This window comes from Mycolicibacterium mageritense (genome assembly GCF_010727475.1).
Lineage (GTDB): Bacteria > Actinomycetota > Actinomycetes > Mycobacteriales > Mycobacteriaceae > Mycobacterium > Mycobacterium mageritense.
Genome location: NZ_AP022567.1, coordinates 3,288,318 through 3,310,656, shown reverse-complemented (window position 1 = coordinate 3,310,656; position 22,339 = coordinate 3,288,318). Strand labels below are relative to the sequence as shown.

The following is a 22,339-nucleotide window of genomic DNA, read 5'->3' as shown; positions in this document are numbered from 1 at the left end:
GACGACCGACACCGCGCCATCGTCGATTCGCCGATTGTGGATGAAATCCAACCTGGGGATAACCCGTGAACCGACTGTGAGAGCGGCACTGAAAACGGTGTTCCGCAACCAACCGGCCGCGGCGGAGCGGCATTCTTGCCGGGGCCCGCGAACCGGATTTGAAGACGTCCCCACATAAAGAGACGACCCCCGCCAGGGGGGGAGGAGGCGGAGGTCGTCGTGTATCAGCCCCGGGGGGTCGGGCTGATGCACCTCGGCATAAGCCGAGTAATGCTCACTATACACACGGAACTGCCCGAATACGCAAGAGATGACGCTGTGGGCTAACAACGCGTGTATTCAAAATGCGCGCAGGCAGAACGTCCCGTCAGGGGCCGTTTTGTCCGGCGACCCGAATACGGTCGCGGACGTGCCTCTATGCTGGCAATCGTGACCGCATCCGATCGGATTGCCGGGGAATCGATCGAGCCGCAACCATGGCACCAGGCCGGTCGGCCGGTACGCACCGCAGCGTTCTTCGACCTCGACAAAACAGTGATCGCCAAGTCGAGCACCCTGGCATTCAGCAAACCGTTCTTCGACCAGGGTCTGCTGAACCGCCGGGCGGTGCTCAAGTCCACCTATGCGCAGTTCCTGTTTCTGATGTCGGGTGCCGACCACGACCAGATGGACCGCATGCGCAGCTACATCACCAACATGTGCGCGGGCTGGGACGTCGAGCAGGTCAAGTCGATCGTCGGAGAGACCCTGCACGACATCGTCGATCCGCTGGTGTTCGCCGAGGCGGCCGAACTGATCGCCGACCACAAGCTGTGCGGCCGCGACGTCGTCGTGGTCTCGGCCTCGGGCGAGGAGATCGTCGCGCCCATCGCCAGGGCGCTCGGTGCGACACACGCCATGGCCACGCGCATGGTGGTCGAAGACGGCCGCTACACGGGCGAGATCGCGTTCTACTGCTACGGCGAGGGCAAGGTCGAGGCCATCCGTGCGCTCGCCGCGCGCGAGGGCTACGCGCTCGACCACTGCTACGCCTACTCCGATTCGGTGACCGACATCCCGATGCTCGAGGCCGTCGGCCACCCCACCGCGGTCAACCCGGACCGGGCACTGCGCAAGGAGGCCACGAGCCGCGGCTGGCCCGTGCAGACGTTCACCAAACCGGTGTCCCTGCGCGACCGGATTCCCGCGCCGTCGGGCGCCGCCGTCGCGACCACCGCGGCGGTCGGAATGAGTGCGCTGGCAGCCGGTGCGCTGACGTATTCGCTCTTGCGCCGCTTCGCATTCTGAGCTACCGGACGTAGTAGCTGAGGCCCGGCAGTAACGATCAGGAATCTCACCCGATTTGGGCCTTGCTGTGACCGTGGTCACGTAGTACAAAGGAACCACGGAAGCTTGGCGAAGCCAAGGTTATAGCCGGAAGAGAAGGCTAGATCTCCTGAACCAGGCTCCCTAGCACGGGTTCCAGCACCCACGCGGAGCACATGCCGCGGAATAGGCAAAAGTGTTGCGGGCCTGCGTGATTGCGGGAAGGCGGACGGCCACGACGGCCCCTTGGGTGGGGTTGCAGCCGCAGCGCATCGCAAGGACGCCGAGGCCACCCACGCAACCCACAAGGCACGCTTGGTAACTGGAGTCCGTGCTAGCGGGCGACGAGCCGAACACAGTTCGGAACGTCGCCCGCTTTTGCGTTGCTGGGGCGGGTCAGCCATCCCGGTATCCCATGGCCGACGAGATGCGTCCCGCGGCCCGCCGGACTACCGGCACGAGACCGCGCATCCGGGCGGCCGGCATGTACGGCCGGGTCGCCGAAACACTGATCGCGCCGACGATGGCCTTCGACGCGTCACGCACCGGCGCGGCGACACACCGGATGCCGGGTTCGTTGTCCTCCAGGTCCATTGCGGCGCCCATCTTGGCGTAGCCCGCCATCCGCGCGCAGAATTCCGCGACGTCACCGCGCTTGCCGGCCAGGGGAACCGTGACGCGATCCTCGTCCGCGACGTACGTGTCGGACCACCGATCCGGCGAGTCCAGCAGTAGGGCCATCCCCACACCCGTGCGGGTCAGCGGCATCCGATGCCCGACGCGCGAACGCATCTCGGCACCCCGGGAGCCCGGCAGCTTCTCCAGGTACAGCACCGAGTCGCCGTCGACCACGCCGAGGTGCACGGTGTCCTGCACCTGGGCGGACAACTCCTCCAGCACGGGCCGCGCGACCACCGGCAGCGGGTTGCCGTGCAGCGCCTTGAACCCGAGTTCGATGAGTGCCGGGCCCAGCCGGTAGCCGCCGTCGACATGCCGGAGGAAGTCCTCCCGCACCAACAGCTGCACGAGGCGGTGCGTTGTGCTGCGGCCGAGTCCGGTGTGCTCGACGAGCGTGCGGAGATCGCCCGCGCCGTCGGCAACAGCCCTGATCACCGCCAGTCCGCGGGCCAGGGTCTGAGTGCCGGGCGGGATGTCCGTTGGCGCAGCCATGCCCACAGCGTCCCATATATAGGGACTCTGTTGGATATTTTGGGATACGGTCCGCATATTGGCGGTTGTGATGCACGACACGCCACAGCCGGGCCCGGCCCGGCTCGTCGCCCTCGACTGGGGCACGTCCGCGTTGCGCGCGTGGCTGCTCGGCGACGACGGCCAGATCCTCGATGCCCGCGTATGCGACGGCGGCCTGCTGCGGGTCGAGGACTACGCCGCGACCTTCTCCGACATGTGTTCCGACTGGCTGGGAGCCCATCCGGACGTGCCCGCCATCGCATGCGGGATGGTGGGCAGCAGCCAGGGCTGGCGTGAGGCCGGGTACCTGACGGTGCCGACCGACCTGACCATCGCCGCGTCCGCCCTGACGCCCGTCCCGCACGATCGCGGAATCCTGCATCTGGTGCCGGGGCTGCGCTACGAGCACGACGGCCGCACCGACGTCATGCGCGGCGAGGAGACACAACTGATCGGCGTGCTGCGCATGCTCGACGCCGACGACCTGCTCGTGGTCTTGCCCGGCACACACACCAAGTGGGTGAGAATCAGTGCGCACCAAGTGCTCTCGTTCACCACGGCGATGACGGGCGAGTTGTACGGGCTGCTCATGCAGCACGGAATCCTCGCCCGGACCGCGGCCGCCGCAGCCCCGGACGAGGGAGCCTTCGCGCGGGGCCTGGCCGCCGACCCGTCCCGCGGGCTGGCCTCCGCACTGTTCGGGGCCCGAGCGGCGGTGCTCGACGATCAGCTCGCCCCAAGCGCCCTGCCCGATTACGTGTCCGGGCTCTTGATCGCCGACGAAGTACGCCACCTGTTGCCCGAACACCTTCCGCAACAGCGAATCGTGCTGTGCGGCAACGCCGAGCTGTGCCGTCGCTACTCCACCGCATTCGCGGCGCACGGCGTCACACCCGCTGCGTCGATCACCGGTGACGCGGCCGCACTCGGCCTGTGGACCATCGCCGCCGACTGCGGGCTGCTCAGCCCGACCCGACATTCCGAGGAGGTTTCATGAAAACCGGGCTCGTCGCAATCCTGCGCGGCATCCGCCCCGACGAGATCCTGGCGATCGGCAGCGCGCTCGTCGAGGCAGGCGTCACCGCGATCGAGGTGCCACTCAACTCACCGCAGCCGTTCGACTCCATCGAGCGGCTGGCCGCCGCGACCGGTGACGCAGGTGTGGTCGGCGCGGGCACGGTGCTCACGGTCGACGACGTCGACCGCGCACAGTCCGTAGGCGCCCGAATCATCGTCGCGCCCAACACCGATCCCGACGTGATCGCCGCCGCGGTCTCGCGCGGCCTGCACCCGTACCCCGGGGTGGCCACGCCGACCGAGGCGTTCCGCGCGGTCGCCGCCGGAGCCCGCAGCCTCAAACTCTTCCCGGCCGACGCCGTTGGCATCTCCGGGATGTCGGCGTGGCGTGCGGTGCTGCCCGCCGATGTGGAGATGCTGCCGGTCGGCGGCGTCGACGAGAACAACCTGGCCAACTGGGCCGCCGCCGGTGCCGGCGGCGCGGGACTCGGATCGAGCCTGTACCGCCCGGGCGACGACGCCGAAACCGTCGGCCGGCGCGCCCGCACACTCGCACGCATCTGGGCAGAGAGGAACCCCCGATGAAGATCAAGTCGATCAAGACCTACACCGTGCCGCCGCGGTGGCTCTTTCTGCGGATCGAAACCGACGACGGCCTGATCGGTTGGGGCGAACCGGTTCTCGAGGGCCGCGCCGCGACCGTCGCGGCCGCCGTCGAGGAACTTTCGGACTATCTGATCGGGCAGGATCCGGCGCAGATCGAGGACATCTGGACCGTGCTGTACCGCGGCGGCTTCTACCGTGGCGGCGGCATCCACATGAGCGCCCTGGCCGGCATCGACCAGGCGCTGTGGGACATCAAGGGCAAGGCATTCGGTGTGCCCACCTACGAGCTGCTCGGCGGCCGGGTGCGCGACCGGATCAAGGTGTACTCGTGGATCGGCGGCGACCGGCCGTCCGAAACTGCCAGGGCCGCAAAAGAAGTGGTCGACCTCGGGTTCACCGCGGTCAAGATGAACGGCACCGAGGAGATGCAGTACGTCGACTCGTGGGACAAGGTCGACCGGGCCGTGGCCAGTGTCGCGGCGGTGCGCGACGCCGTAGGCCCCAACATCGGCATCGGCGTGGACTTCCACGGCCGCGTGCACAAGCCCATGGCCAAAGTGCTGCTGCGCGAACTGGAACCGTACCGGCTGATGTTCGTCGAGGAACCAGTGCTGAGCGAACACGTCGACGGGTTCGTCGACGTGCTGCGCCAGTCCCCCATCCCGATCGCACTGGGCGAGCGGCTGTTCTCCCGCTGGGACTGCAAGACGATCCTGGCCTCGGGTGCGGTCGACATCATCCAGCCCGACCCGTCGCACTGCGGCGGCATCACCGAGGCCCGCAAGATCGCGCACCTGGCCGAGGCGTATGACGTCGCACTCGCGCTGCACTGCCCACTGGGACCGATCGCGCTCGCCGCGTGCCTGCAGATCGACGCCGGCTGCTACAACGCCACGATCCAGGAGCAGAGCCTCGGCATCCACTACAACACGACCAACGATCTCCTCGACTACCTCGTGGACCCGGCCGTGTTCACCTACGCCGACGGTCAGGTGCGGATCCCGTCGGGGCCCGGCCTCGGCATCGAGATCAACGAAGACTACGTGGCCGAGCGGGCGGCCGAAGGACACCGCTGGCGCAACCCCGTCTGGCGCCACACCGACGGATCCGTGGCGGAGTGGTGAGGCACATGACGCAGAACAACACAGCGACCACCCGCCCGCGGCTGGCCACCCAGGCGTCGCGAGCCCGGTGGCTCATCGCGGTACTGCTGTTCGTCACGGTGGTGATCAACTACATGGACCGCGCCAACCTGTCGATCGCGATGCCGGCCATCGCCGACGAGATGGACCTGTCCAAGGCACAACAGGGCCTGCTGCTGTCGGCGTTCGGCTGGACATATGCCGCGCTGCAGATCCCCGGCGGCTGGCTCGTCGACCGCATCCGCCCGCGCGTGCTGTACCCGCTGTGTCTCGCGCTGTGGTCGCTGGCCACGGTGTTCATGGGCGTCATCGGCGGGTTCGTCGCGCTGATCGCGCTGCGGCTGCTCGTCGGGATCTTCGAGGCGCCGGCCTATCCGATCAACAACCGCGTCGCGACGGCGTGGTTCCCCGAGCGGGAACGGGCCTCGGTCATCGGCTTCTACACGTCCGGCCAGTTCATCGGTCTGGCCCTGCTGACGCCTGTGCTGTCGTGGCTGCAGTCGGTGCTGAGCTGGCACTGGGTGTTCATCGTGACGGGCGCGATCGGCCTGCTCTGGGCCGCGGTCTGGTACTCGCTGTACCGGGAGCCGCGCGAGTCACGGGCCAACGACGCGGAGATCGAGCTGATCGCCGGTGGCGGCGGGCTCGTGGACGTCGTCGAAGCGGCCCCCCAACGCGCCGCCGTGACGCGCGCCGACGTGGCGACCGTGCTCGGCAGGCGCAAGTTGTGGGGCATCTACCTGGGCCAGTTCTGCCTGACCTCGACGCTGTGGTTCTTCCTGACCTGGTTCCCGACGTATCTCGTCGAATACCGCGACATGGACTACATCAAGACGGGGTTCCTGGCGTCGCTGCCGTTCATCGCGGCGCTCGTCGGCGTGCTGTTCTCCGGCGTCTTCTCGGATTTCCTGCTGCGGCGCGGTGTTTCACTGGGTACCGCGCGCAAGGGCCCGATCATCACGGGGCTGCTGCTGACCATGGCGATGCTCGGCGCGAACTTCACCGACTCGACCGCGATGGTCGTGGTGTTCCTGTCGATCGCGTTCTTCGGCAACGGCCTGGCCTCGATCACGTGGTCGCTGGTGTCGGCGCTGGCCCCCAAGCGGCTGCTCGGGCTCACCGGTGGCATGTTCAACTTCATCGGCAACCTGTCGTCGATCGCCACACCGATCATCATCGGGCTCTTGGTGACCGACGACAGTTTCGCGCCAGGTTTCGTCTACATGACGGTGGTCACCGCGATCGGCATCGCGAGCTACGTGCTGCTCGTGGGCCGCGTGGAGCGGGTCTCCGACGCGGCCTCCGACCAGGCCTCCGACTAGGCCGAGGCCTGCGCGATCTGCAGCGCCTCGCGCGCCCCGGCGTGCAAGGCCTGACAGCTGAGCAGAAGCCACGCTGTCAGGCCGTCGGGCGTTCCCGACGCGAACCCGCGGGCAGCGGCCTTGTAGTTGCCCGCCTGCTTCATCCAGTGCAGCTCGGGCACTCCGAGGCCGTGCGGATCCAGGCCGCTGGAGATCGTGATCAACCGCGACACCGCGCGGGCCACCAGCCCGTCGGCCGAGCCGAACGGCGCCAACGTGAGCAGCTCGCCGTGCGCCACCGCGGCCAGCACCGGCGCGGGTGCTTTCGACCCGCCCGTGAGAATCTCGGTCAGCAGCGCCAACCGCGTCCCCACCTCGGGATCGGTGCGCGGCCGGCCGAGATGCTCGTCATCGGTGAGATCTGCGGCGGCCAGTGAATGCAGCCGTGCCAGCGCTTGCAGCGGGGCCCGCTGCCATACGCCGACCAGGGCCGTCGCACCGCCTTCGAGGGCTTCGGCGACCCGGATCGCGCCGGCCATCACGGGATCGGGCTTACCGTCGGCAGGCACCTGCAGCGAGCCGCCGTCGAGCACCGCGGACGCCCGTGCACCGCGCAGCGCCGACTCCGCTGCCGTCTTGGGCCAGCCCCGCAGATTGACCTTGTGCCGGTGCGCCCGGCCGAGCGCGTCGCGCGCTTCGTCGCAGGCTGCGGCCACCCCTGGCAAATCGAGCAAAGGGGCAAGTGGATCGGTCATCCGGCTTACGGTAGTCGACCGCTGAGCGCAACAAATCCGACCGTTCAGCGCAGCTGGCCCACCGCCCATCGGGCGTCTTGTGACGTCCCAACGCGGCTGCAACGTTTGGTGACTACGCTCACACACATGACAAACCCGTCAGCGACGCACACCGACGTTCCGTCAGCCTATCCGCCGCCGGCCGATTTCGCGGCCAATGCCAACGCGACGGCCGAGCTTTACTCCGAAGCCGAGCAGGATCGCTTGGGGTTCTGGGCAACTCAGGCCGCCCGGCTGTCCTGGCAGACGCCGTTCACCGAGGTGCTGGACTGGTCGGACGCCCCGTTCGCCAAATGGTTTGTCGGCGGCAAGCTCAACGTCGCCTACAACTGCGTCGACCGCCACGTCGAGGCCGGCAACGGCGACCGCGTGGCCATCCACTGGGTCGGTGAGCCCGTCGAGGACGAGCGCGACATCACCTACGCCCAGCTCAAGGACGAGGTTTCCCGCGCGGCCAACGCACTGACCGATCTCGGCCTCACCGCCGGTGACCGCGTGGCGATCTACATGCCGATGGTGCCCGAGGCGATCGTCGCGATGCTGGCGTGTGCGCGCCTGGGCATCATGCATTCGGTGGTGTTCGCCGGCTTCTCGGCGAGCGCACTGCGGGCCCGCGTCGAGGACGCCGAGGCCAAGCTGGTGATCACCACCGACGGGCAGTACCGGCGTGGCGCGGCCGCGTCGCTCAAGAGCGCGGTCGACGAGGCGGTCGCCGACCAGCCGTCGGTGCAGCACGTTCTGGTGGTGCGGCGCACCGGAATCGACATCGAGTGGACCGATGGCCGCGACCTGTGGTGGCACGAGACGGTCGAGCAAGCCTCCCCCGAGCACACCCCCGAGGCGTTCGACTCCGAGCAGCCGCTGTTCCTGCTGTACACGTCGGGAACGACCGGCAAGCCCAAGGGCATCGTGCACACGTCGGGCGGTTTCCTGACCCAGGCGGCGTACACGCATTACAACGTCTTCGACATCAAGCCGGAAACCGACGTGTACTGGTGCACGGCCGACATCGGCTGGGTCACCGGCCACACCTACATCGTCTACGGCCCGCTGGCCAACGGCGTCACACAGGTGGTCTACGAGGGCACCCCGGCGTCGCCGACCATGCACCGGCACTTCGAGGTCATCGAAAAGTACGGCGTCACAATCTATTACACGGCGCCCACGCTGATCCGCACGTTCATGAAGTGGGGCCGCGTGCTGCCCGAGGCCCACGATCTGACCAGCCTGCGGCTGCTGGGTTCGGTCGGTGAACCCATCAACCCCGAGGCGTGGCGCTGGTACCGCGAGTTCATCGGAGGCAACAAGACTCCGATCGTCGACACCTGGTGGCAGACCGAGACCGGCGCCATCATGATCTCCCCGCTGCCGGGCGTGACGGCTGCCAAGCCCGGTTCGGCCATGACCCCGCTGCCCGGTATCTCGGCCAAGATCGTCGACGACGATGGCAACGACCTGGTGCCCGGAGCCGACGAAGCCGAGCACGTCACGGGCTACCTGGTGCTCGACAAGCCGTGGCCGTCGATGCTGCGCGGCATCTGGGGTGACCCGGAACGGTTCAAGGAGACCTACTGGTCGCGCTTCGCCGAGCAGGGCTGGTACTTCGCCGGTGACGGCGCGCGCTACGACTCGGACGGCAACATCTGGGTGCTGGGCCGCATCGACGACGTCATGAACATCTCCGGGCACCGGATCTCGACCGCTGAGGTCGAATCGGCTCTCGTCGGGCATGCGGGCGTCGCCGAGGCGGCGGTGGTCGGCGCCACCGACGACACCACGGGCCAGGCCATCTGCGCGTTCGTCATCCTCAAGGAAAGCGCCCACGGCGGCGCCGAGAACATGATCGAGGAACTGCGCGCCCAGGTCGCCACCGAGATCTCCCCCATCGCCAAGCCCCGCGAGATCCACGTGGTGCCAGAGCTTCCCAAGACCCGCAGCGGCAAGATCATGCGGCGCCTGCTGCGCGACGTCGCCGAGGGCCGCGAGCTCGGCGACACCTCGACCCTGGTCGATCCCAGCGTGTTCGAGGCCATCCGCGCCGGCAAGTAGTCCGCCGCTCCCCCGCGGAACTGCGTTCCCGGTCGTTTAAGACCGGGTTTTACGACCGGGAATGCAGTTCCGCGGGAGGGAAGCTAGGCGATCGGCACGAATCCCGTGCCGGGCCGGTTCTTGGCGGTGATGTCTGCCAGCTGCGTGTTGAACGACATCGTCACGGCCGGGGTGTGCAGCGGCACGAATTTCACCACACACGTCGGCAGGTCTTCTGTGTACGCGCCGTGGATCATGCCGACCAGGAGGTTGTTGACGGTTACGGGCGCGCCGGAATCACCGGGCTGTCCGCACACCTGATTGACGATCGTGCCGGGCTCCTGGCCCGGCCCCCAGGTCACACCGCACGAGTAGCCGGTGGTGCGGCCGAGCTTGCACGCGACCTGGCCGAAGACCGGGTCCGGGCCGAGCCCGTCGATCTCGAAGCCGTTGACGTTCTTGGTCGGCGTGACCTTCTGCGGGTCGAACTCGATCACCGCGTAGTCCAGGAGATCGTTGCCGGCGACCATCTTGCCCACGATCCCGGCGTCGGTGGCGCCTTCGGCGCCCACCACCGCGCCCGGGCCGCCGCAGTGTGCCGACGTGAAGCCGATCAGCCTGCCGGCGTTGTCATGACCGATCGCGGTCAACGTGCAGAACGTGTCGCCGTTGACGACGATGCCCGAACCGCCGCCGAGCACGACCGGACCGTCGGCGTGCGCGGCGACCGGGGTCAGCAGGGCGACCAGTGCAAGAAGCGGTGCCAACACGAGAAGTCGCCGGCGGTGTCTGGTCGCCAAGAGTCCTCCAATCGACGCGCCCGACCCGCGCAAGCCAAGGGAATACCGGAAGTCTACTTGGGCACACATGCCGACCGGGATCGTGAGCCCGCGCGTCGCATGGCACCATGAACGCCGAAACCCAATCTGATTCGGGGAGGACGGTGTCCGTGAGCATTGGCGACCGCAAGAACGGCGTACCAGCAACGGTGACATCGATTCCGCTGGTGGATCCGAACGCGCCCAAGCCCGACCCGTCCATCGGTGACCTGGTCAAGGACGCCACCGCGCAGATGTCGACCCTGGTGCGCGCCGAAGTCGAGCTGGCAAAGGCCGAGATCACCCGCGACGTCAAGAAGGGCCTGACCGGCAGCGTGTTCTTCATCGCCGCCCTGGTCGTGCTGTTCTACTCGACGTTCTTTTTCTTCTTCTTCGTGGCCGAGCTGCTCGACACGTGGCTGTGGCGCTGGGTCGCGTTCCTGATCGTGTTCGGGGTCATGGTGCTGACGACCGTGGCGCTCGCCCTGTTCGGGTACCTCAAGGTGCGGCGCATCCGCGGTCCGAGGCAAACCATCGAGTCGGTCAAGGAAACCCGCGAAGCGCTCACCCCCGGGCACGACAAGGCCGCCGCACCGGGCGCGGCGGTGGCCAAGCAACCCACCGCTGACCCTTCGGGCTGGTAATGCCCGCGCCTGATCCGTCGGTCACACGGATCGACGGGCCCTGGCGTCATCTACAGGTCCACGCCAACGGCATCCGGTTCCAGGTCGTGGAAGGCGAGGGCTCGCAGCCCGACCGGCCGCTGGTCATCCTGCTGCACGGCTTCGGCTCGTTCTGGTGGTCGTGGCGCCATCAGCTCACCGGATTGCGGGACGCCCGGGTGGTCGCGGTGGACCTGCGCGGGTACGGCGGCACCGACAAACCGCCGCGGGGCTACGACGGCTGGACCCTGGCCGGGGACACGGCCGGCCTGGTGCGCGCGCTCGGGCACAAGACCGCGACGCTGGTCGGGCACGCCGACGGTGGTCTGGTGTGCTGGGCGACCGCGGTGCTGCACCCTCGCGTGGTGCGCGCGATCGCGGTGGTCAGCTCGCCACATCCGGTCGCGCTGCGGGCGTCCACGCTCACGCGCCGCGACCAGGGCCGGGCGCTGCTGCCGCCGATGCTGCGCTATCAGTTGCCGATCTGGCCCGAGCATGCGCTGACCCGCCACGACGGCGCGGAACTCGAGCGGCTGGTGCGCAGCCGCTCGAGCGAGAAATGGCAGGCCACGCAGGACTTCGCCGAGACCATGGGGCACCTTCGGCAGGCGATCCAGATTCCGGGCGCGGCGCATTCGGCCCTGGAGTATCAGCGCTGGGCCGTACGCAGCCAGTTACGCGGCGAGGGCAGGCGCTTCATGCGGTCCATGAAGCGGCCCATCCACGTCCCGGTGCTGCACCTGCGCGGCGACGCGGATCCGTACGTGTTGGCCGACCCGGTGTACCGCACGCAGCACTATGCCCCGCACGGCCGCTACGTATCCGTGGCGGGCGCGGGCCATTTCGCGCACGAGGAGCAGCCCGCGGAGGTCAACGCCCAGCTGACCCGGTACTTCGCCCAGGTCCACGCCTAGCGGTCAGGAGATGCACGTCCCGGTGGCGACCCGCTGGGTGTTGCCGACCCTGGCCATCTGCCGCTCGACCTCTTTGGCCGTCAGCACGAAGCCCGTGTCGGCGTCGTCGACGGCCGCGCCGAACACCACGCCGAGCACCTTGCCGCTGCGGTTGATCATCGGCCCACCCGAATTGCCCTGCCGCACCGTGCCGCGCACGGTGTAGACCTCGCGGGTCACGGTGGTCTTGCGGTAGATGTCAGGCCCGTTGAGTTCGATGATCTCGCGGACCCGCGCCGGGGTCGCGACGAAATCGCCGCCGCCCGGATACCCCATCACGACCGCGTCGGTGCCCTGCGGCGCGGGCGCGTCGGCGAACACCAGCGGCGTAGTCGGCAGATTCGGCACGTCGAGGATCGAGATGTCGGCATTCGGGTCGTAGGACACGACACCGGCTTCGTAGGTCTGCCCGTCGGCCTCGACCGTGACGCTGTCCGCACCGGCGACGACGTGCGCGTTGGACATCACCCGGTTGGGCGCGACCACGAAGCCACTGCCCTCGAGCACTTTCTGGCAGCTGGGCGCGATACCGCGGATCTTGACGACACTGGGTCGCGTGATGCCGACGACGGCATCGTTGGCCAGCGCGGCGTCGGGGGCGTCGACGTTGACGATCGGGGTGCGGCCGAACGGTTCCAGCACGTCGGGCAGGCCCGAGGTGTCCAGCAGGCTCGACAGCCGCGTCGGCACCGACTTGAGCCACGGCGGCGCGACCTTGTCGACCTCCGACAGCACACGCGACCCCTTGACGGCGGCGGCCAGGTTCGGCTGGTCCGACGAGGTCAACGGCGTCGCCAACAACCAGGACGCCACCAGCACCGCGACCAGCTGCAGTGCGACGCCCACCGCCGAGTCGATCAGGCGCAGGCCGCGGTTGCGGATCGCGCCGCGCACCGCGCGGCCCAGCACGACGCCCGCGATCTCACCGACCACGACCAGTGCGAGGATCAAGAACAGCGCCGCGAACAGCTTGGTGCGGGGCCCGTCGATGTGGGTGACCACGTGCGGCGACAGCAGCACGCCGGCGACCGCGCCCAGCACGACGCCGATGAAGGACAGCAGGGAGCCGAGCGCCCCCGAGCGCCACCCGGAGATGGCGGCAACGAAGGCGATGCCGATGACGGCCAGATCAAGCCAGAGCGAAGGTGTCATTCAATTCCACTTCAATGTTGGGCTTCACCGTAGCCGTTCGGACGCGCGACGAGCGCCATTGCTTCGTCGAGTTCCCGGACATTGTCGGTGTTCCACGGTTTCGCCCAGCCGGCCACGTCGAGCATCGCGGAGATGACCTGACCAGTGAACCCCCACACCAGCATCTCGTTCAGCAGGAATGCCGGGCCCGCGAACCGGCTGGTGTTGGCCTCGCGGTAGACCATGAGCCGGTTCTCGGGATTGGTGAAGGCGCGCACTGGAACCCGCGCGACGACCGCGGTCTCGGATTCGTCGACCACCGCGACCGGTCCAGGGTCGGGCGAGTACGCCAGGACGGGCACGACGTGAAAACCCGACGGCGGGATGAACATCCGCTCCAGGGTGGCCAGCGGGTGTAGCCGGCTGGTGTCGATCCCGGTTTCCTCGACGGCTTCCCGGAACGCCGTGCCCACGGGTCCGTCGTCACCCGGATCGGTGGCACCGCCGGGAAACGCGGCCTGACCGGCGTGGTGGCGCAGGGTCGACGCTCGCACCGTGACCAGCAGATCGGCGTCGTCGGGCAGCGCACCGGCCGGGGCGTCCGGGGGGCCCGAGAACAACACCAGCACGGCCGCGTCGCGTCGCGCGCCCGCCAGCGCGGCCTGCTCGTTCGCCTCGACGATCGCCGCCAGCACATCGGGTGGCACGCGCCTGCGGTACGCGTCGGGCACCCCGGCGACGTTGTCCACCAAAGGCTTGAGCCACGCCGGGGCGGCATCGGGAGTCAGCCCGTCGCGCGTGGAACTCACCCCGGGTGCTCCTATCTGTCGGGCCGAATCTTCGCGTCGACCGCCGTGGCGATCTCGTCCGCGGTCGCGAATGGTCGCGGCAGGATCTCGGCAACGCTACCGTCCGCGCGCAGCACCACGGTCGCAGGCATGACGTTGGGCACGCGTAGTGCGGCGGCGACCAACCGGCGGCCGTCCTGAAGCGTCGGCAGGCGTACGCCGAGCTCGGCGAGGCGCAGCAGCGCGGCGGTTTCGTTCTCGTCCTGGTGCACTGTCACCACCAGCACCCCGGGGTTGCGCCGCTGGTATTCGGCCATGGCGGGCAACTCGTCGGCGCACGGCCCGCACCAGTACGCCCAGAGGTTGAGCACCACCGGACGCCCGGCCAGCGCGCGGGCGACGTCGACCGGTGCGCCGTCGGCCGCGCATTCCAGGGTGATGCCCCGCAGCGCCTCGGGGCCCGCGCCTGCGCCGGGTGCGGGACACGGCGGCAGAGCGGCTTTGGCGCGGGGGCCGGCCAGCGCCTCGGGGGTGTCGGCGTCGCGGTGATCGCGCGCGGTGGGCGTGTCCGCCCCCGGTGTGCTGCCCGGTTGGTCACGCAGTTCCATCCAGAACGCCGCGCCGAGTGCCACCAGGACCACGAGCACCACGACGGTCCACCGGGTCGAAACGCTCATGTCCTACAGGCCGGCCAGGGCCAGCAGATGCTCGGTCTCCGGGCCCTTGACCAGGGCGGCGGCGACCTCGGGCTCGGTGGGCCCCAGGCCGAACGACGGGCAGTCCTTGGCCAGCACGCAGATGCCGCAGGCCGGTTTGCGTGCGTGGCAGACCCGGCGGCCGTGAAAGATCACGCGGTGGCTGAGCAGAGTCCACTGGCTGCGTTCGATGAGCTCACCGACCGCGAACTCGACCTTGACCGGATCCTCCTCGGCGGTCCAGCGCCAGCGCCGCACGAGGCGCCCGAAGTGCGTGTCGACCGTGATGCCCGGGATGTCGAAGGCGTTGCCCAGGATGACGTTGGCGGTCTTACGGCCGATGCCGGGCAGCGTCACCAGTTCGTCGAGGGTTTTGGGCACCTCCCCGTCGAAGCGTGCGACGAGCTCCTGCCCCAGCCGGATCAGCGACGTGGTCTTGTTCCGGTAGAAGCCGGTGGGACGGATCAACTCCTCCATCTCGGCGCGGTCGGCCTGCGCGTAGTCGAGTGCGGTGCGGTATTTCGCGAACAGCGCGGGCGTCGTCAGATTGACCCGCTTGTCGGTGCTCTGCGCGGAAAGAATGGTCGCGACCGCCAATTCGAGCGGATTGGTGAAATCCAGCTCGCAATAGACATGCGGAAATGCTTGCGCGAGTTCGCGGTTCATTCTGCGCGCGCGGCGCACCAGACCGAGGTGCGTTTCGGTGTCCCACTTCTTGGCGCGGGCTGTTTTGCCTGTTGGTGCGACACCGGTTGACACGGCTGTCAGCGTACTGACAACCCCCGACATGACGCCGCGCGGATGGTGACATCGGTCCGTCGAACACCTGGTGAGATTTCGTGATCCCGCTGAGACCTACGGCGTGTTTACTTCACCCTTGTGTCGTGGTTGCTGGTGGCGCTCATCCCGGGGTTGCTGATGCTGGCGGCATTTGGGCTCGACCGCCTCGAGGCGTGGCTTGCCCGCGAATCCGGCCCCGTGTCCGGCCCGGCAGCGCATCCGGCGCGCGCCGATACCCGCGAGACCATGGACGGCCTGCAGCGACGGCTGCGGCAACGACACGTCGCGATCGAGACCGCACTCGGCGACCTCAATGTCGAGCGTTTGCCAACGCGATTGCAGACCTCATGCCACCCAAATCCTGAATTTCAGGAGACTCGATATGCCAATCGTGTGTAGCGTGGGCTAGTCGCGAAACCGCGTACCTCTAGAATGATCACGATTATCAGTTAGAGATCACACCACCCACCAGCTTAAGAGGGGCAACGTGGACGAGATCCTGGCCAGGGCCGGAATCTTCCAGGGAGTCGAACCCACCGCCGTATCGGCGTTGACCAAGCAGTTGCAGCCCGTCGACTTCCCGCGCGGACACACCGTGTTCGCCGAAGGCGAGCCGGGCGATCGGCTGTACATCATCATCTCCGGCAAGGTGAAGATCGGCCGCCGCTCGCCGGACGGCCGCGAGAACCTGCTCACCATCATGGGTCCGTCGGACATGTTCGGTGAGCTTTCGATCTTCGATCCGGGACCGCGGACGTCGAGCGCCACCACCATCACCGAGGTGCGTGCGGTGTCGATGGACCGCGACGCGCTGCGGGCGTGGATCGCCGACCGGCCCGAGATCGCCGAGCAGCTGCTGCGCGTGCTCGCGCGCCGGCTCCGCCGCACCAACAACAACCTCGCCGACCTGATCTTCACCGACGTGCCCGGTCGCGTGGCCAAGCAGCTGCTGCAGCTGGCCCAGCGGTTCGGCACGCAGGAGGGCGGCGCGCTGCGGGTCACCCACGACCTGACTCAGGAAGAGATCGCCCAGCTCGTCGGCGCGTCACGCGAAACCGTCAACAAGGCGCTGGCCGACTTCGCCCACCGCGGCTGGATCCGGCTGGAGGGCAAGAGCGTGCTGATCTCCGACAGTGAACGGCTGGCACGGCGCGCGCGCTGACTCCGCAGAACCCCATGAGCTGCCCCTCTTCCGCGGAAGAGGGGCAGTTTTGTCGCGGCGCCTAGGCGCGGAGGTAGTCCAGCTGGGCCTGCACGCTCCACTCGGCGGCATCCCACAGCTTCTCGTCGACGTCGGTGTACACGTGCTCGACGACCTGGCGGGCCGTGGCGTCGTCACCGAGTTCCCGTAACGCACCCCGCACCTGCTCGAGCCGCTCTTCGCGGTGCGCGAGGTACATCGCGGTGACGGCTTCGAGATCGGCGAGGTCGGGGCCGTGGCCCGGCAGGACCGTACGTGCGCCGAGGCCCTGCAGCCGGCGCAAGGACTCCAGATAGTCCCGCAGGCTGCCGTCCTCGGTGTCGATCACGGTCGTGCCGCGCCCCAGCACGGTGTCGGCGGTCAGCACGGCGTCGTCGAGCACGAAACTCAGCGAGTCGACCGTGTGGCCGGGCGTGGCCATCACCGTGATGCGCAGCCCGGCCGCGTCGATCACCTCGCCATCGGTCAGCGGCCCGCCCAACCCGCGCAGGAAACCGCTGCCGACCGAACGGACCACGGCGCCGGTGCGTTCGACGATCTTGTCGATGCCGCCCGTGTGGTCCTCGTGCTTGTGGCTGATCAGCACCAGCGCGATGCGCCCGAGCTCGGCGATGCGGGCGATGTGCTCGTCATCGTCGGGCCCGGGATCCACGACCACCATCTCGTCGCTGCCCGGCGCCCGCAGAACCCACGTGTTGGTGCCCTCGAGCGTCATCAGGCCGGGGTTGTTGCAGAGCAGTACCGAGGCCGTCGGTGTGACGGGCCGCAGCACCCCGTAAGCCGGGTGCTCAGCGGTCACGCGACCCCTGCCCGATCGTCGCTCACGCGACCTCTGCCCGATCGTCGCTCACGCGACCTCGACGATGATTTCGACCTCGACCGGCGCATTACGCGGCAACTCGGACACGCCGACGGCCGAGCGGGCATGCGCACCGGCGTCGCCGAACACCTCACCGAAGAGCTCGGAGGCACCGTTGACCACGCCGGGCTGGCCACTGAAGCCCGGGGCCGACGCGACGAAGCCGACCACCTTGACGACCCGGACCACACTGTCGATGCCGACCAGCGCGTGCACCGCGGCCAGCGCGTTGAGGGCGCAGACGCGGGCCAGGGCGTTGCCCTCCTCGGGGCTCACCTCGGCGCCGACCTTTCCGGTCGCCAGCAGCTCGCCGCCCTGGATGGGCAGCTGCCCCGCGGTGTAGACGAGATTGCCGGTCCGCACGGCGGGAACGTAGGCCGCGAGCGGCGCCACCACCTCGGGCAATTCGATGCCCAGTTCGGTGAGCCGCGAAGACGCGCTCACTTCGGCCGCTTCAGGTAGGCGACGTGCTGTTCACCGGTCGGCCCGGGCAGCACGGAGACCAGCTCCCAGCCGTCGGCTCCCCACTGGTCGAGGATCTGTTTGGTCGCGTGCGTCAGCAACGGCACCGTGGCGTATTCCCACCGGGTCGGTTCGGTCATGGCCCGAGCTTATCGGTCGGGCTCCGGCCAATGGTTAGCATGCACTGGTGGCAACCACAGAAAGCGGCGCCAAACCGGTCGGCTGGCCGTCGCGCCTGACCAAAGCGCGACTGCACTTCGTGTCCGGCAAGGGCGGTACCGGCAAATCCACCATCGCCGCGGCGCTGGCCCTGGCGCTGGCCGCGGGTGGCCGCCGGGTGCTGCTGGTCGAAGTGGAGGAACGCCAGGGCATCGCGCAGCTGTTCGACGTGCCGCCGCTGCCCTACGAGGAAGTCAAGATCGCCACGGCCGACGGCGGCGGTCAGGTCAACGCGCTGGCCATCGACATCGAGGCCGCGTTCCTGGAATACCTCGACATGTTCTACAACCTCGGGCTGGCCGGCCGCGCGATGCGCCGCATCGGCGCCGTCGAGTTCGCCACCACCATCGCGCCGGGCCTGCGCGACGTGCTGCTGACGGGCAAGATCAAAGAGGTCGTCACCCGAACAGACAAGAGCCCCAAGGCAAAACGGATCGCGTACGACGCGGTCGTCGTCGACTCACCGCCAACGGGCCGGATCTCCCGCTTCCTCGACGTCACCAAGGCCGTGTCGGATCTGGCCAAGGGCGGCCCGGTGCACTCTCAGGCCGACGGCGTGGTCAAGCTGCTGCACTCCGAGCAGACGGCGATCCACCTGGTGACCCTGCTGGAGGCGTTGCCGATCCAGGAAACCCTGGAGGCCATCGAAGAACTCACCGAGATGGGCCTGCCGATCGGCAGCGTCATCGTCAACCGCAACATCCCGGCGTATCTGTCCGCCGACGATCTGGCCAAGGCCGCCGAGGGCGACGTCGACGCCGACGCTGTGCGAGCGGATCTGGCAAAAACGGGAATCACGTTGTCGGACAACGATCTGGCCGGCTTGCTCACCGAGACCATCCAGCATGCGACCCGGATCGCCGCGCGTGCCGAGAGCGCCGAACAACTCGACGCGATCGATGTGCCGCGGCTGGAACTGCCCGCCCTGGCCGACGGTGTGGACCTGGGCAGCCTGTACGAGCTGGCCGAGGAACTCGAGCGACAGGGAGTCCGATAGTGAGTGCGAAACCACCGGCGTTGGACATGCGCGCGATCTTGTCCGACACCAGCAATCGCGTCGTAGTCTGTTGCGGCGCAGGCGGTGTCGGCAAGACCACGACGGCGGCGGCGATGGCCCTGCGGGCCGCGGAGTACGGGCGCACCGTCGTCGTCCTCACGATCGACCCGGCCAAGCGGCTCGCGCAGGCCCTCGGCATCAAGGATCTCGGCAACACGCCGCAGCGGGTTCCGCTGGCCCCCGAGGTCAGCGGCGAGCTGCACGCCATGATGCTCGACATGCGTCGCACATTCGACGAGATGGTGATCCAGTACTCCGGGCCCGACCGGGCCGACGCGATCCTGGAAAACCAGTTCTACCAAACAGTTGCGACGTCACTGGCCGGCACGCAGGAGTACATGGCCATGGAGAAGCTCGGCCAGCTGCTGGCCGAGGACAAGTGGGATCTCGTGGTTGTCGACACCCCGCCGTCGCGCAACGCACTGGACTTCCTGGATGCGCCGCAGCGGCTGGGCAGCTTCATGGACAGCCGGCTGTGGCGCATGCTGCTGGCGCCGGGACGCGGCATCGGCCGGTTGGTAACCGGCGCCGTCGGGCTCGCCATGAAGGCGTTGTCGACCGTGCTGGGTTCCCAGATGCTTTCCGACGCAGCCGGTTTCGTGCAGTCACTGGACGCGACGTTCGGCGGCTTCCGGGAAAAGGCCGACCGCACCTATGAATTGCTCAAGCGCCGCGGCACCCAGTTCGTCGTGGTGTCGGCAGCCGAGCCGGATGCGTTGCGCGAGGCGTCGTTCTTCGTCGACCGGCTCTCGAGCGAACGCATGCCGCTCGCGGGCCTGATCCTCAACCGCACGCATCCCACGCTGTGCGATCTGCACGCCGAGAAGGCCGAGGAGGCCGCAGACGAGTTGGCGGCCGACGATCCCGAGTCGTTGACGGCAGGGGTGCTGCGCATCCACGCCGACCGCGCCCAGACCGCCAAGCGCGAGGTACGCCTGCTGTCGCGGTTCACCGGGGCGAACCCGCACGTGGCGATCGTCGGGGTGCCGTCGTTGCCGTTCGACGTCTCAGACCTGGAGGCGTTGCGGGCGATCGCCGATCAGATCACCGGCGAAGCAGCTTCGGTCGCCTAGGCGCCGGGCCTCGCACTGTCGAGGTAGCGGCGGATCTCCGTGCCGATCCGCCGCATGCCGTGCAGCACGGGATCCCGGTGGTCTTCCCCCCACGCCCAATTCGCGAGCACCGCATAACCGACCTTGCGTCCGTCCACCCGGCGCGTCACGCAGCCGATGTCGATGCGGGCATCGGCGATGGTCCCGGTCTTGTTCCACAGCTCGAAGCCGTGATCGGGCTCGGTGTGAGCCAACGGGTCGAGACCGAAGGCGCCCGCGACCATCGAAAGATCGGTGTTCACGGCGAGCCATCGCCTGACCCGCCCGCAGACCGCGCGGTCGTGGATGGTGCCCGCGTCCAGCCGCGCGACCAGCGCGCACAGCTCTGCCGCGTTGCCCACCGACAGCGTGAGCGGGTCGTCGCGGGATCGGTTCAGCCGCACCCGATCCCGCAGCCCGCTCGCGGTGAACCCCAGGTCGCGGGTCGCGCGCTGGATTTCCTCCAGCCCGAGCCTGCGCAGCAGGATGTTGGTGGCCATGTTGTCGCTGACCGCGCCGATGAGCAGGCACAGGTCGTCGATCCGGAGATCCTGCTGCCGCATCAGGTACAGCACACCGGAATCCGCCACCTGATCGGCTGCGCCGGCCGCGACGACTTCGGCGGGATCCAACGTGGCGGCCTCGAACCGGCGTGCCACCTCCGCCAGCAGGAAGACCTTGCCGACGCTCGCGGTCTTGAGCACCCGCGCGGGATCGTGTTCCCACAACGTGTCGCCGGTGGTCAGATCCACCACGCGGGTCGACCACGTCGCCGCGCCGGCGAGCCACGTCGACGCCTGAGTGAACAAGCCGCTCATGCCGATTCGCGGGACACAGCGTCTGCCGGCACCCGGCCGTAGCGCTTGCGCAGCACGTACGCGACAAGGACCACGACCAGGCTGAGCACACTGGCGAGCAGCTGCACTCGCTGATCGGCGTCGAACAGCATGGCCACCAGCACCAGCACGAAGCTCACGATGACGGCGACGGTCAGATACGGGAAGAACCACATCTTCAACGTCAGCCGCGACGGATCCTCGCGTTCGATGGCCCGGCGCACCCGCAACTCGGAAACACCGATCATCACGTACATGAAGATCGCCACCACGCCGCACGAGTTCACGAGGAAGAGGAACAGCGAATCGGGGGCAATGTAGGCCACCACGACGGAGACCCATCCGACGACCGTGCTGGCGAGGACGGCCGCGGTGGGAACGCCTCGAGAGTTGGTCCGCACCAGCCACTCTGGCGCGTCGCCGTGCGATGCGAGCACGCGCAGCATGCGCGACGACGTGTAGATCGACGAGTTGAGCACCGAAAGCACCGCCGTGAGGATCACGAAGTTCATGATCACACCGGCGCCGGGGATCCCCAGCTTGTCCAGCGCGGCGACGTAGGGGCTCGAAAGCACCGACGCGTCGTTCCAGGGCAGGATGCACACCACCAGGAAGATCGAGCCGACGTAGAACAGGATGATCCGCCAGATCACACCCGTGGTCGCCCGGGCCACCGACTTGGCCGGCTCGGCGCTCTCGGCCGCCGCGATCGTGACGATCTCGGCCCCGCCGAACGCGAAGATCACCACCACGACCGCGCCGAGGATCGATCCGAATCCGTTGGGCGCAAACCCGCCGTGCGCCACCAGGTTCGACAGCCCACCCGTGTCGCCCGGCCACAGCCCGGCCACCCACAGCAGCCCCAGGATGATGAACGACACGATGGCGGCGACCTTGATGCCGGAGAACCAGAATTCGAATTCGCCGAACCATCTCACCGAGATCAGGTTGGTCGCGGTCATCACGACCATCAGCAGCATGGCCATGACCCACAGCGGCAGCCCGACCCAGACGTGCAGGATCTGCGCTCCCGCAACGGCTTCCACGGCGATGATGATCACGTAGTAGTACCAGTACAGCCAACCGAGCGTGAAGCCCGCCCATGGCCCGATCCCGATGCGGGCGTAATCGGCGAACGCACCGGCCCTGGGCTTGGCCACCACCATCTCGCCGAGCATGCGCAGCGTGCACAGCACGAGCGCACCGGCCAGACAGTACGACAGGATTGCGGCGGGCCCGGCGGTCTTGATGACCGCGCCGCTGCCGACGAACAACCCGGCGCCGATGGCGCCTCCGATGGCGATCATCGTCATGTGCCGGGTCTTCAGCGACTGGGCCAGGCCGGAGCGGGGTTCGGTTGAGGTCATGGGCGAGAACTCGATTCGAGGGAAGGGACGCGGCGG

At 68.3% G+C, this 22,339-nt stretch carries 24 protein-coding genes; 12 read left to right on the top strand and 12 right to left on the bottom strand.

The window, feature by feature from the left end; translation table 11 throughout:
- Positions 1 to 417: 417 nt before the first annotated feature.
- Complete coding sequence (locus G6N67_RS15805) at positions 418 to 1,287, top strand: HAD-IB family hydrolase (protein WP_036431872.1); 870 nt, start codon at positions 418 to 420, stop codon at positions 1,285 to 1,287.
- Positions 1,288 to 1,701: 414 nt separating this feature from the next.
- On the opposite strand, the gene G6N67_RS15800 is transcribed toward G6N67_RS15805, so the two are convergent.
- Positions 1,702 to 2,475 carry an IclR family transcriptional regulator gene (locus G6N67_RS15800; RefSeq protein WP_036431870.1) on the bottom strand — a complete coding sequence of 258 codons (774 nt, stop codon included), beginning with the start codon at positions 2,473 to 2,475 and terminating at the stop codon, positions 1,702 to 1,704.
- Positions 2,476 to 2,542: 67 nt separating this feature from the next.
- Here G6N67_RS15800 and G6N67_RS15795 point away from each other — a divergent pair, with 67 nt between their 5' ends.
- The 4 genes from G6N67_RS15795 to G6N67_RS15780 are packed head-to-tail and all read left to right on the top strand — an operon-like array spanning position 2,543 to position 6,583.
- The gene (locus G6N67_RS15795) at positions 2,543 to 3,493 is read left to right on the top strand and encodes a 2-dehydro-3-deoxygalactonokinase (RefSeq protein WP_230023092.1); all 951 of its coding nucleotides are present in this window, start codon (positions 2,543 to 2,545) and stop codon (positions 3,491 to 3,493) included.
- Positions 3,490 to 4,098 (top strand): 2-dehydro-3-deoxy-6-phosphogalactonate aldolase, encoded by a 609-nt coding sequence (locus G6N67_RS15790; protein ID WP_036431864.1) that lies wholly within the window; start codon positions 3,490 to 3,492, stop codon positions 4,096 to 4,098. The genes G6N67_RS15795 and G6N67_RS15790 overlap by 4 nt, the downstream gene beginning before the upstream one ends.
- Positions 4,095 to 5,243, top strand: coding sequence for a galactonate dehydratase (dgoD, locus tag G6N67_RS15785; protein ID WP_036431862.1), 1,149 nt, complete (start codon positions 4,095 to 4,097; stop codon positions 5,241 to 5,243). The genes G6N67_RS15790 and dgoD overlap by 4 nt, the downstream gene beginning before the upstream one ends.
- 5 nt (positions 5,244 to 5,248) lie before the next feature.
- Positions 5,249 to 6,583 carry an MFS transporter gene (locus tag G6N67_RS15780; protein WP_036431860.1) on the top strand — a complete coding sequence of 445 codons (1,335 nt, stop codon included), beginning with the start codon at positions 5,249 to 5,251 and terminating at the stop codon, positions 6,581 to 6,583.
- On the opposite strand, the gene G6N67_RS15775 is transcribed toward G6N67_RS15780, so the two are convergent.
- Positions 6,580 to 7,317 carry a hypothetical protein gene (locus G6N67_RS15775; protein WP_036431858.1) on the bottom strand — a complete coding sequence of 246 codons (738 nt, stop codon included), beginning with the start codon at positions 7,315 to 7,317 and terminating at the stop codon, positions 6,580 to 6,582. The genes G6N67_RS15780 and G6N67_RS15775 overlap by 4 nt on opposite strands.
- A gap of 126 nt (positions 7,318 to 7,443) precedes the next feature.
- On the opposite strand from G6N67_RS15775, the gene acs reads away from it, so the two are divergent.
- A complete protein-coding gene (gene acs, locus G6N67_RS15770; protein ID WP_036431856.1) occupies positions 7,444 to 9,405 on the top strand; it encodes an acetate--CoA ligase in 1,962 nt (653 codons plus the stop codon).
- An 83-nt stretch (positions 9,406 to 9,488) separates the two neighbouring features.
- On the opposite strand, the gene G6N67_RS15765 is transcribed toward acs, so the two are convergent.
- Positions 9,489 to 10,184, bottom strand: coding sequence for a S1 family peptidase (locus G6N67_RS15765; RefSeq protein WP_036431854.1), 696 nt, complete (start codon positions 10,182 to 10,184; stop codon positions 9,489 to 9,491).
- A gap of 149 nt (positions 10,185 to 10,333) precedes the next feature.
- Here G6N67_RS15765 and G6N67_RS15760 point away from each other — a divergent pair, with 149 nt between their 5' ends.
- The gene (locus G6N67_RS15760; RefSeq protein ID WP_036435305.1) at positions 10,334 to 10,846 is read left to right on the top strand and encodes a phage holin family protein; all 513 of its coding nucleotides are present in this window, start codon (positions 10,334 to 10,336) and stop codon (positions 10,844 to 10,846) included.
- Positions 10,846 to 11,778 carry an alpha/beta fold hydrolase gene (locus G6N67_RS15755; protein ID WP_036431852.1) on the top strand — a complete coding sequence of 311 codons (933 nt, stop codon included), beginning with the start codon at positions 10,846 to 10,848 and terminating at the stop codon, positions 11,776 to 11,778. The genes G6N67_RS15760 and G6N67_RS15755 overlap by 1 nt, the downstream gene beginning before the upstream one ends.
- A 3-nt stretch (positions 11,779 to 11,781) precedes the next feature.
- On the opposite strand, the gene marP is transcribed toward G6N67_RS15755, so the two are convergent.
- Genes marP through nth form a run of 4 tightly spaced genes read right to left on the bottom strand, consistent with a single transcriptional unit; the run spans position 11,782 to position 15,220 of the window.
- A complete protein-coding gene (gene marP / locus G6N67_RS15750; RefSeq protein WP_036431851.1) occupies positions 11,782 to 12,969 on the bottom strand; it encodes an acid resistance serine protease MarP in 1,188 nt (395 codons plus the stop codon).
- Positions 12,970 to 12,980: 11 nt separating this feature from the next.
- Positions 12,981 to 13,757: an NUDIX hydrolase gene (locus tag G6N67_RS15745; protein ID WP_036431850.1), complete on the bottom strand. Its 777-nt coding sequence runs from the start codon at positions 13,755 to 13,757 to the stop codon at positions 12,981 to 12,983.
- Between the two features lie 11 nt (positions 13,758 to 13,768).
- On the bottom strand, positions 13,769 to 14,413 hold the full coding sequence (locus tag G6N67_RS15740) for a TlpA family protein disulfide reductase (RefSeq protein ID WP_036431848.1): 645 nt from the start codon (positions 14,411 to 14,413) through the stop codon (positions 13,769 to 13,771).
- Between the two features lie 3 nt (positions 14,414 to 14,416).
- Positions 14,417 to 15,220 (bottom strand): endonuclease III, encoded by an 804-nt coding sequence (gene nth / locus G6N67_RS15735; protein WP_036431846.1) that lies wholly within the window; start codon positions 15,218 to 15,220, stop codon positions 14,417 to 14,419.
- Between the two features lie 90 nt (positions 15,221 to 15,310).
- Between nth and G6N67_RS15730 the strand changes: the two genes are divergently transcribed.
- Complete coding sequence (locus tag G6N67_RS15730) at positions 15,311 to 15,610, top strand: hypothetical protein (protein ID WP_036431844.1); 300 nt, start codon at positions 15,311 to 15,313, stop codon at positions 15,608 to 15,610.
- A gap of 88 nt (positions 15,611 to 15,698) precedes the next feature.
- Entirely contained in the window at positions 15,699 to 16,373 is a 675-nt protein-coding gene (crp, locus tag G6N67_RS15725) for a cAMP-activated global transcriptional regulator CRP (RefSeq protein WP_003883807.1), read from the top strand.
- Positions 16,374 to 16,434: 61 nt separating this feature from the next.
- Here the strand turns inward: crp and G6N67_RS15720 are convergent, their stop codons facing one another.
- Genes G6N67_RS15720 through G6N67_RS15710 form a run of 3 tightly spaced genes read right to left on the bottom strand, consistent with a single transcriptional unit; the run spans position 16,435 to position 17,873 of the window.
- Positions 16,435 to 17,211 (bottom strand): MBL fold metallo-hydrolase, encoded by a 777-nt coding sequence (locus G6N67_RS15720; RefSeq protein ID WP_036431842.1) that lies wholly within the window; start codon positions 17,209 to 17,211, stop codon positions 16,435 to 16,437.
- Positions 17,212 to 17,259: 48 nt separating this feature from the next.
- Entirely contained in the window at positions 17,260 to 17,715 is a 456-nt protein-coding gene (locus G6N67_RS15715; protein WP_036431840.1) for a RidA family protein, read from the bottom strand.
- Entirely contained in the window at positions 17,712 to 17,873 is a 162-nt protein-coding gene (locus tag G6N67_RS15710) for a Sp36 family protein (protein WP_073902818.1), read from the bottom strand. Before G6N67_RS15710 ends, G6N67_RS15715 begins: the two co-directional genes overlap by 4 nt.
- Positions 17,874 to 17,917: 44 nt before the next feature.
- Between G6N67_RS15710 and G6N67_RS15705 the strand changes: the two genes are divergently transcribed.
- Positions 17,918 to 18,949 carry an ATPase BagA gene (locus G6N67_RS15705; protein ID WP_179976863.1) on the top strand — a complete coding sequence of 344 codons (1,032 nt, stop codon included), beginning with the start codon at positions 17,918 to 17,920 and terminating at the stop codon, positions 18,947 to 18,949.
- Positions 18,949 to 20,082 carry an ATPase BagB gene (locus G6N67_RS15700; RefSeq protein ID WP_036431834.1) on the top strand — a complete coding sequence of 378 codons (1,134 nt, stop codon included), beginning with the start codon at positions 18,949 to 18,951 and terminating at the stop codon, positions 20,080 to 20,082. Before G6N67_RS15705 ends, G6N67_RS15700 begins: the two co-directional genes overlap by 1 nt.
- On the opposite strand, the gene G6N67_RS15695 is transcribed toward G6N67_RS15700, so the two are convergent.
- Together G6N67_RS15695 and G6N67_RS15690 are read right to left on the bottom strand one after the other, a co-directional pair.
- A complete protein-coding gene (locus G6N67_RS15695; protein WP_036431831.1) occupies positions 20,079 to 20,918 on the bottom strand; it encodes a serine hydrolase in 840 nt (279 codons plus the stop codon). The genes G6N67_RS15700 and G6N67_RS15695 overlap by 4 nt on opposite strands.
- Complete coding sequence (locus G6N67_RS15690; protein WP_036431827.1) at positions 20,915 to 22,303, bottom strand: amino acid permease; 1,389 nt, start codon at positions 22,301 to 22,303, stop codon at positions 20,915 to 20,917. Before G6N67_RS15690 ends, G6N67_RS15695 begins: the two co-directional genes overlap by 4 nt.
- Positions 22,304 to 22,339: the final 36 nt, after the last annotated feature.

Coding starts and splice junctions, on each gene's coding strand:
- G6N67_RS15805 (WP_036431872.1), top strand. CDS start 418: ATGCTGGCAATCGTGACCGCATCCGATCGGATTGCCGGGGAATCGATC.
- G6N67_RS15780 (WP_036431860.1), top strand. CDS start 5,249: ATGACGCAGAACAACACAGCGACCACCCGCCCGCGGCTGGCCACCCAG.
- G6N67_RS15800 (WP_036431870.1), bottom strand. CDS start 2,475: ATGGCTGCGCCAACGGACATCCCGCCCGGCACTCAGACCCTGGCCCGC.
- marP (WP_036431851.1), bottom strand. CDS start 12,969: ATGACACCTTCGCTCTGGCTTGATCTGGCCGTCATCGGCATCGCCTTC.
- G6N67_RS15695 (WP_036431831.1), bottom strand. CDS start 20,918: ATGAGCGGCTTGTTCACTCAGGCGTCGACGTGGCTCGCCGGCGCGGCG.
- G6N67_RS15775 (WP_036431858.1), bottom strand. CDS start 7,317: ATGACCGATCCACTTGCCCCTTTGCTCGATTTGCCAGGGGTGGCCGCA.
- G6N67_RS15790 (WP_036431864.1), top strand. CDS start 3,490: ATGAAAACCGGGCTCGTCGCAATCCTGCGCGGCATCCGCCCCGACGAG.
- nth (WP_036431846.1), bottom strand. CDS start 15,220: ATGTCGGGGGTTGTCAGTACGCTGACAGCCGTGTCAACCGGTGTCGCA.
- dgoD (WP_036431862.1), top strand. CDS start 4,095: ATGAAGATCAAGTCGATCAAGACCTACACCGTGCCGCCGCGGTGGCTC.
- acs (WP_036431856.1), top strand. CDS start 7,444: ATGACAAACCCGTCAGCGACGCACACCGACGTTCCGTCAGCCTATCCG.
- G6N67_RS15690 (WP_036431827.1), bottom strand. CDS start 22,303: ATGACCTCAACCGAACCCCGCTCCGGCCTGGCCCAGTCGCTGAAGACC.
- G6N67_RS15755 (WP_036431852.1), top strand. CDS start 10,846: ATGCCCGCGCCTGATCCGTCGGTCACACGGATCGACGGGCCCTGGCGT.
- G6N67_RS15740 (WP_036431848.1), bottom strand. CDS start 14,413: ATGAGCGTTTCGACCCGGTGGACCGTCGTGGTGCTCGTGGTCCTGGTG.
- G6N67_RS15710 (WP_073902818.1), bottom strand. CDS start 17,873: ATGACCGAACCGACCCGGTGGGAATACGCCACGGTGCCGTTGCTGACG.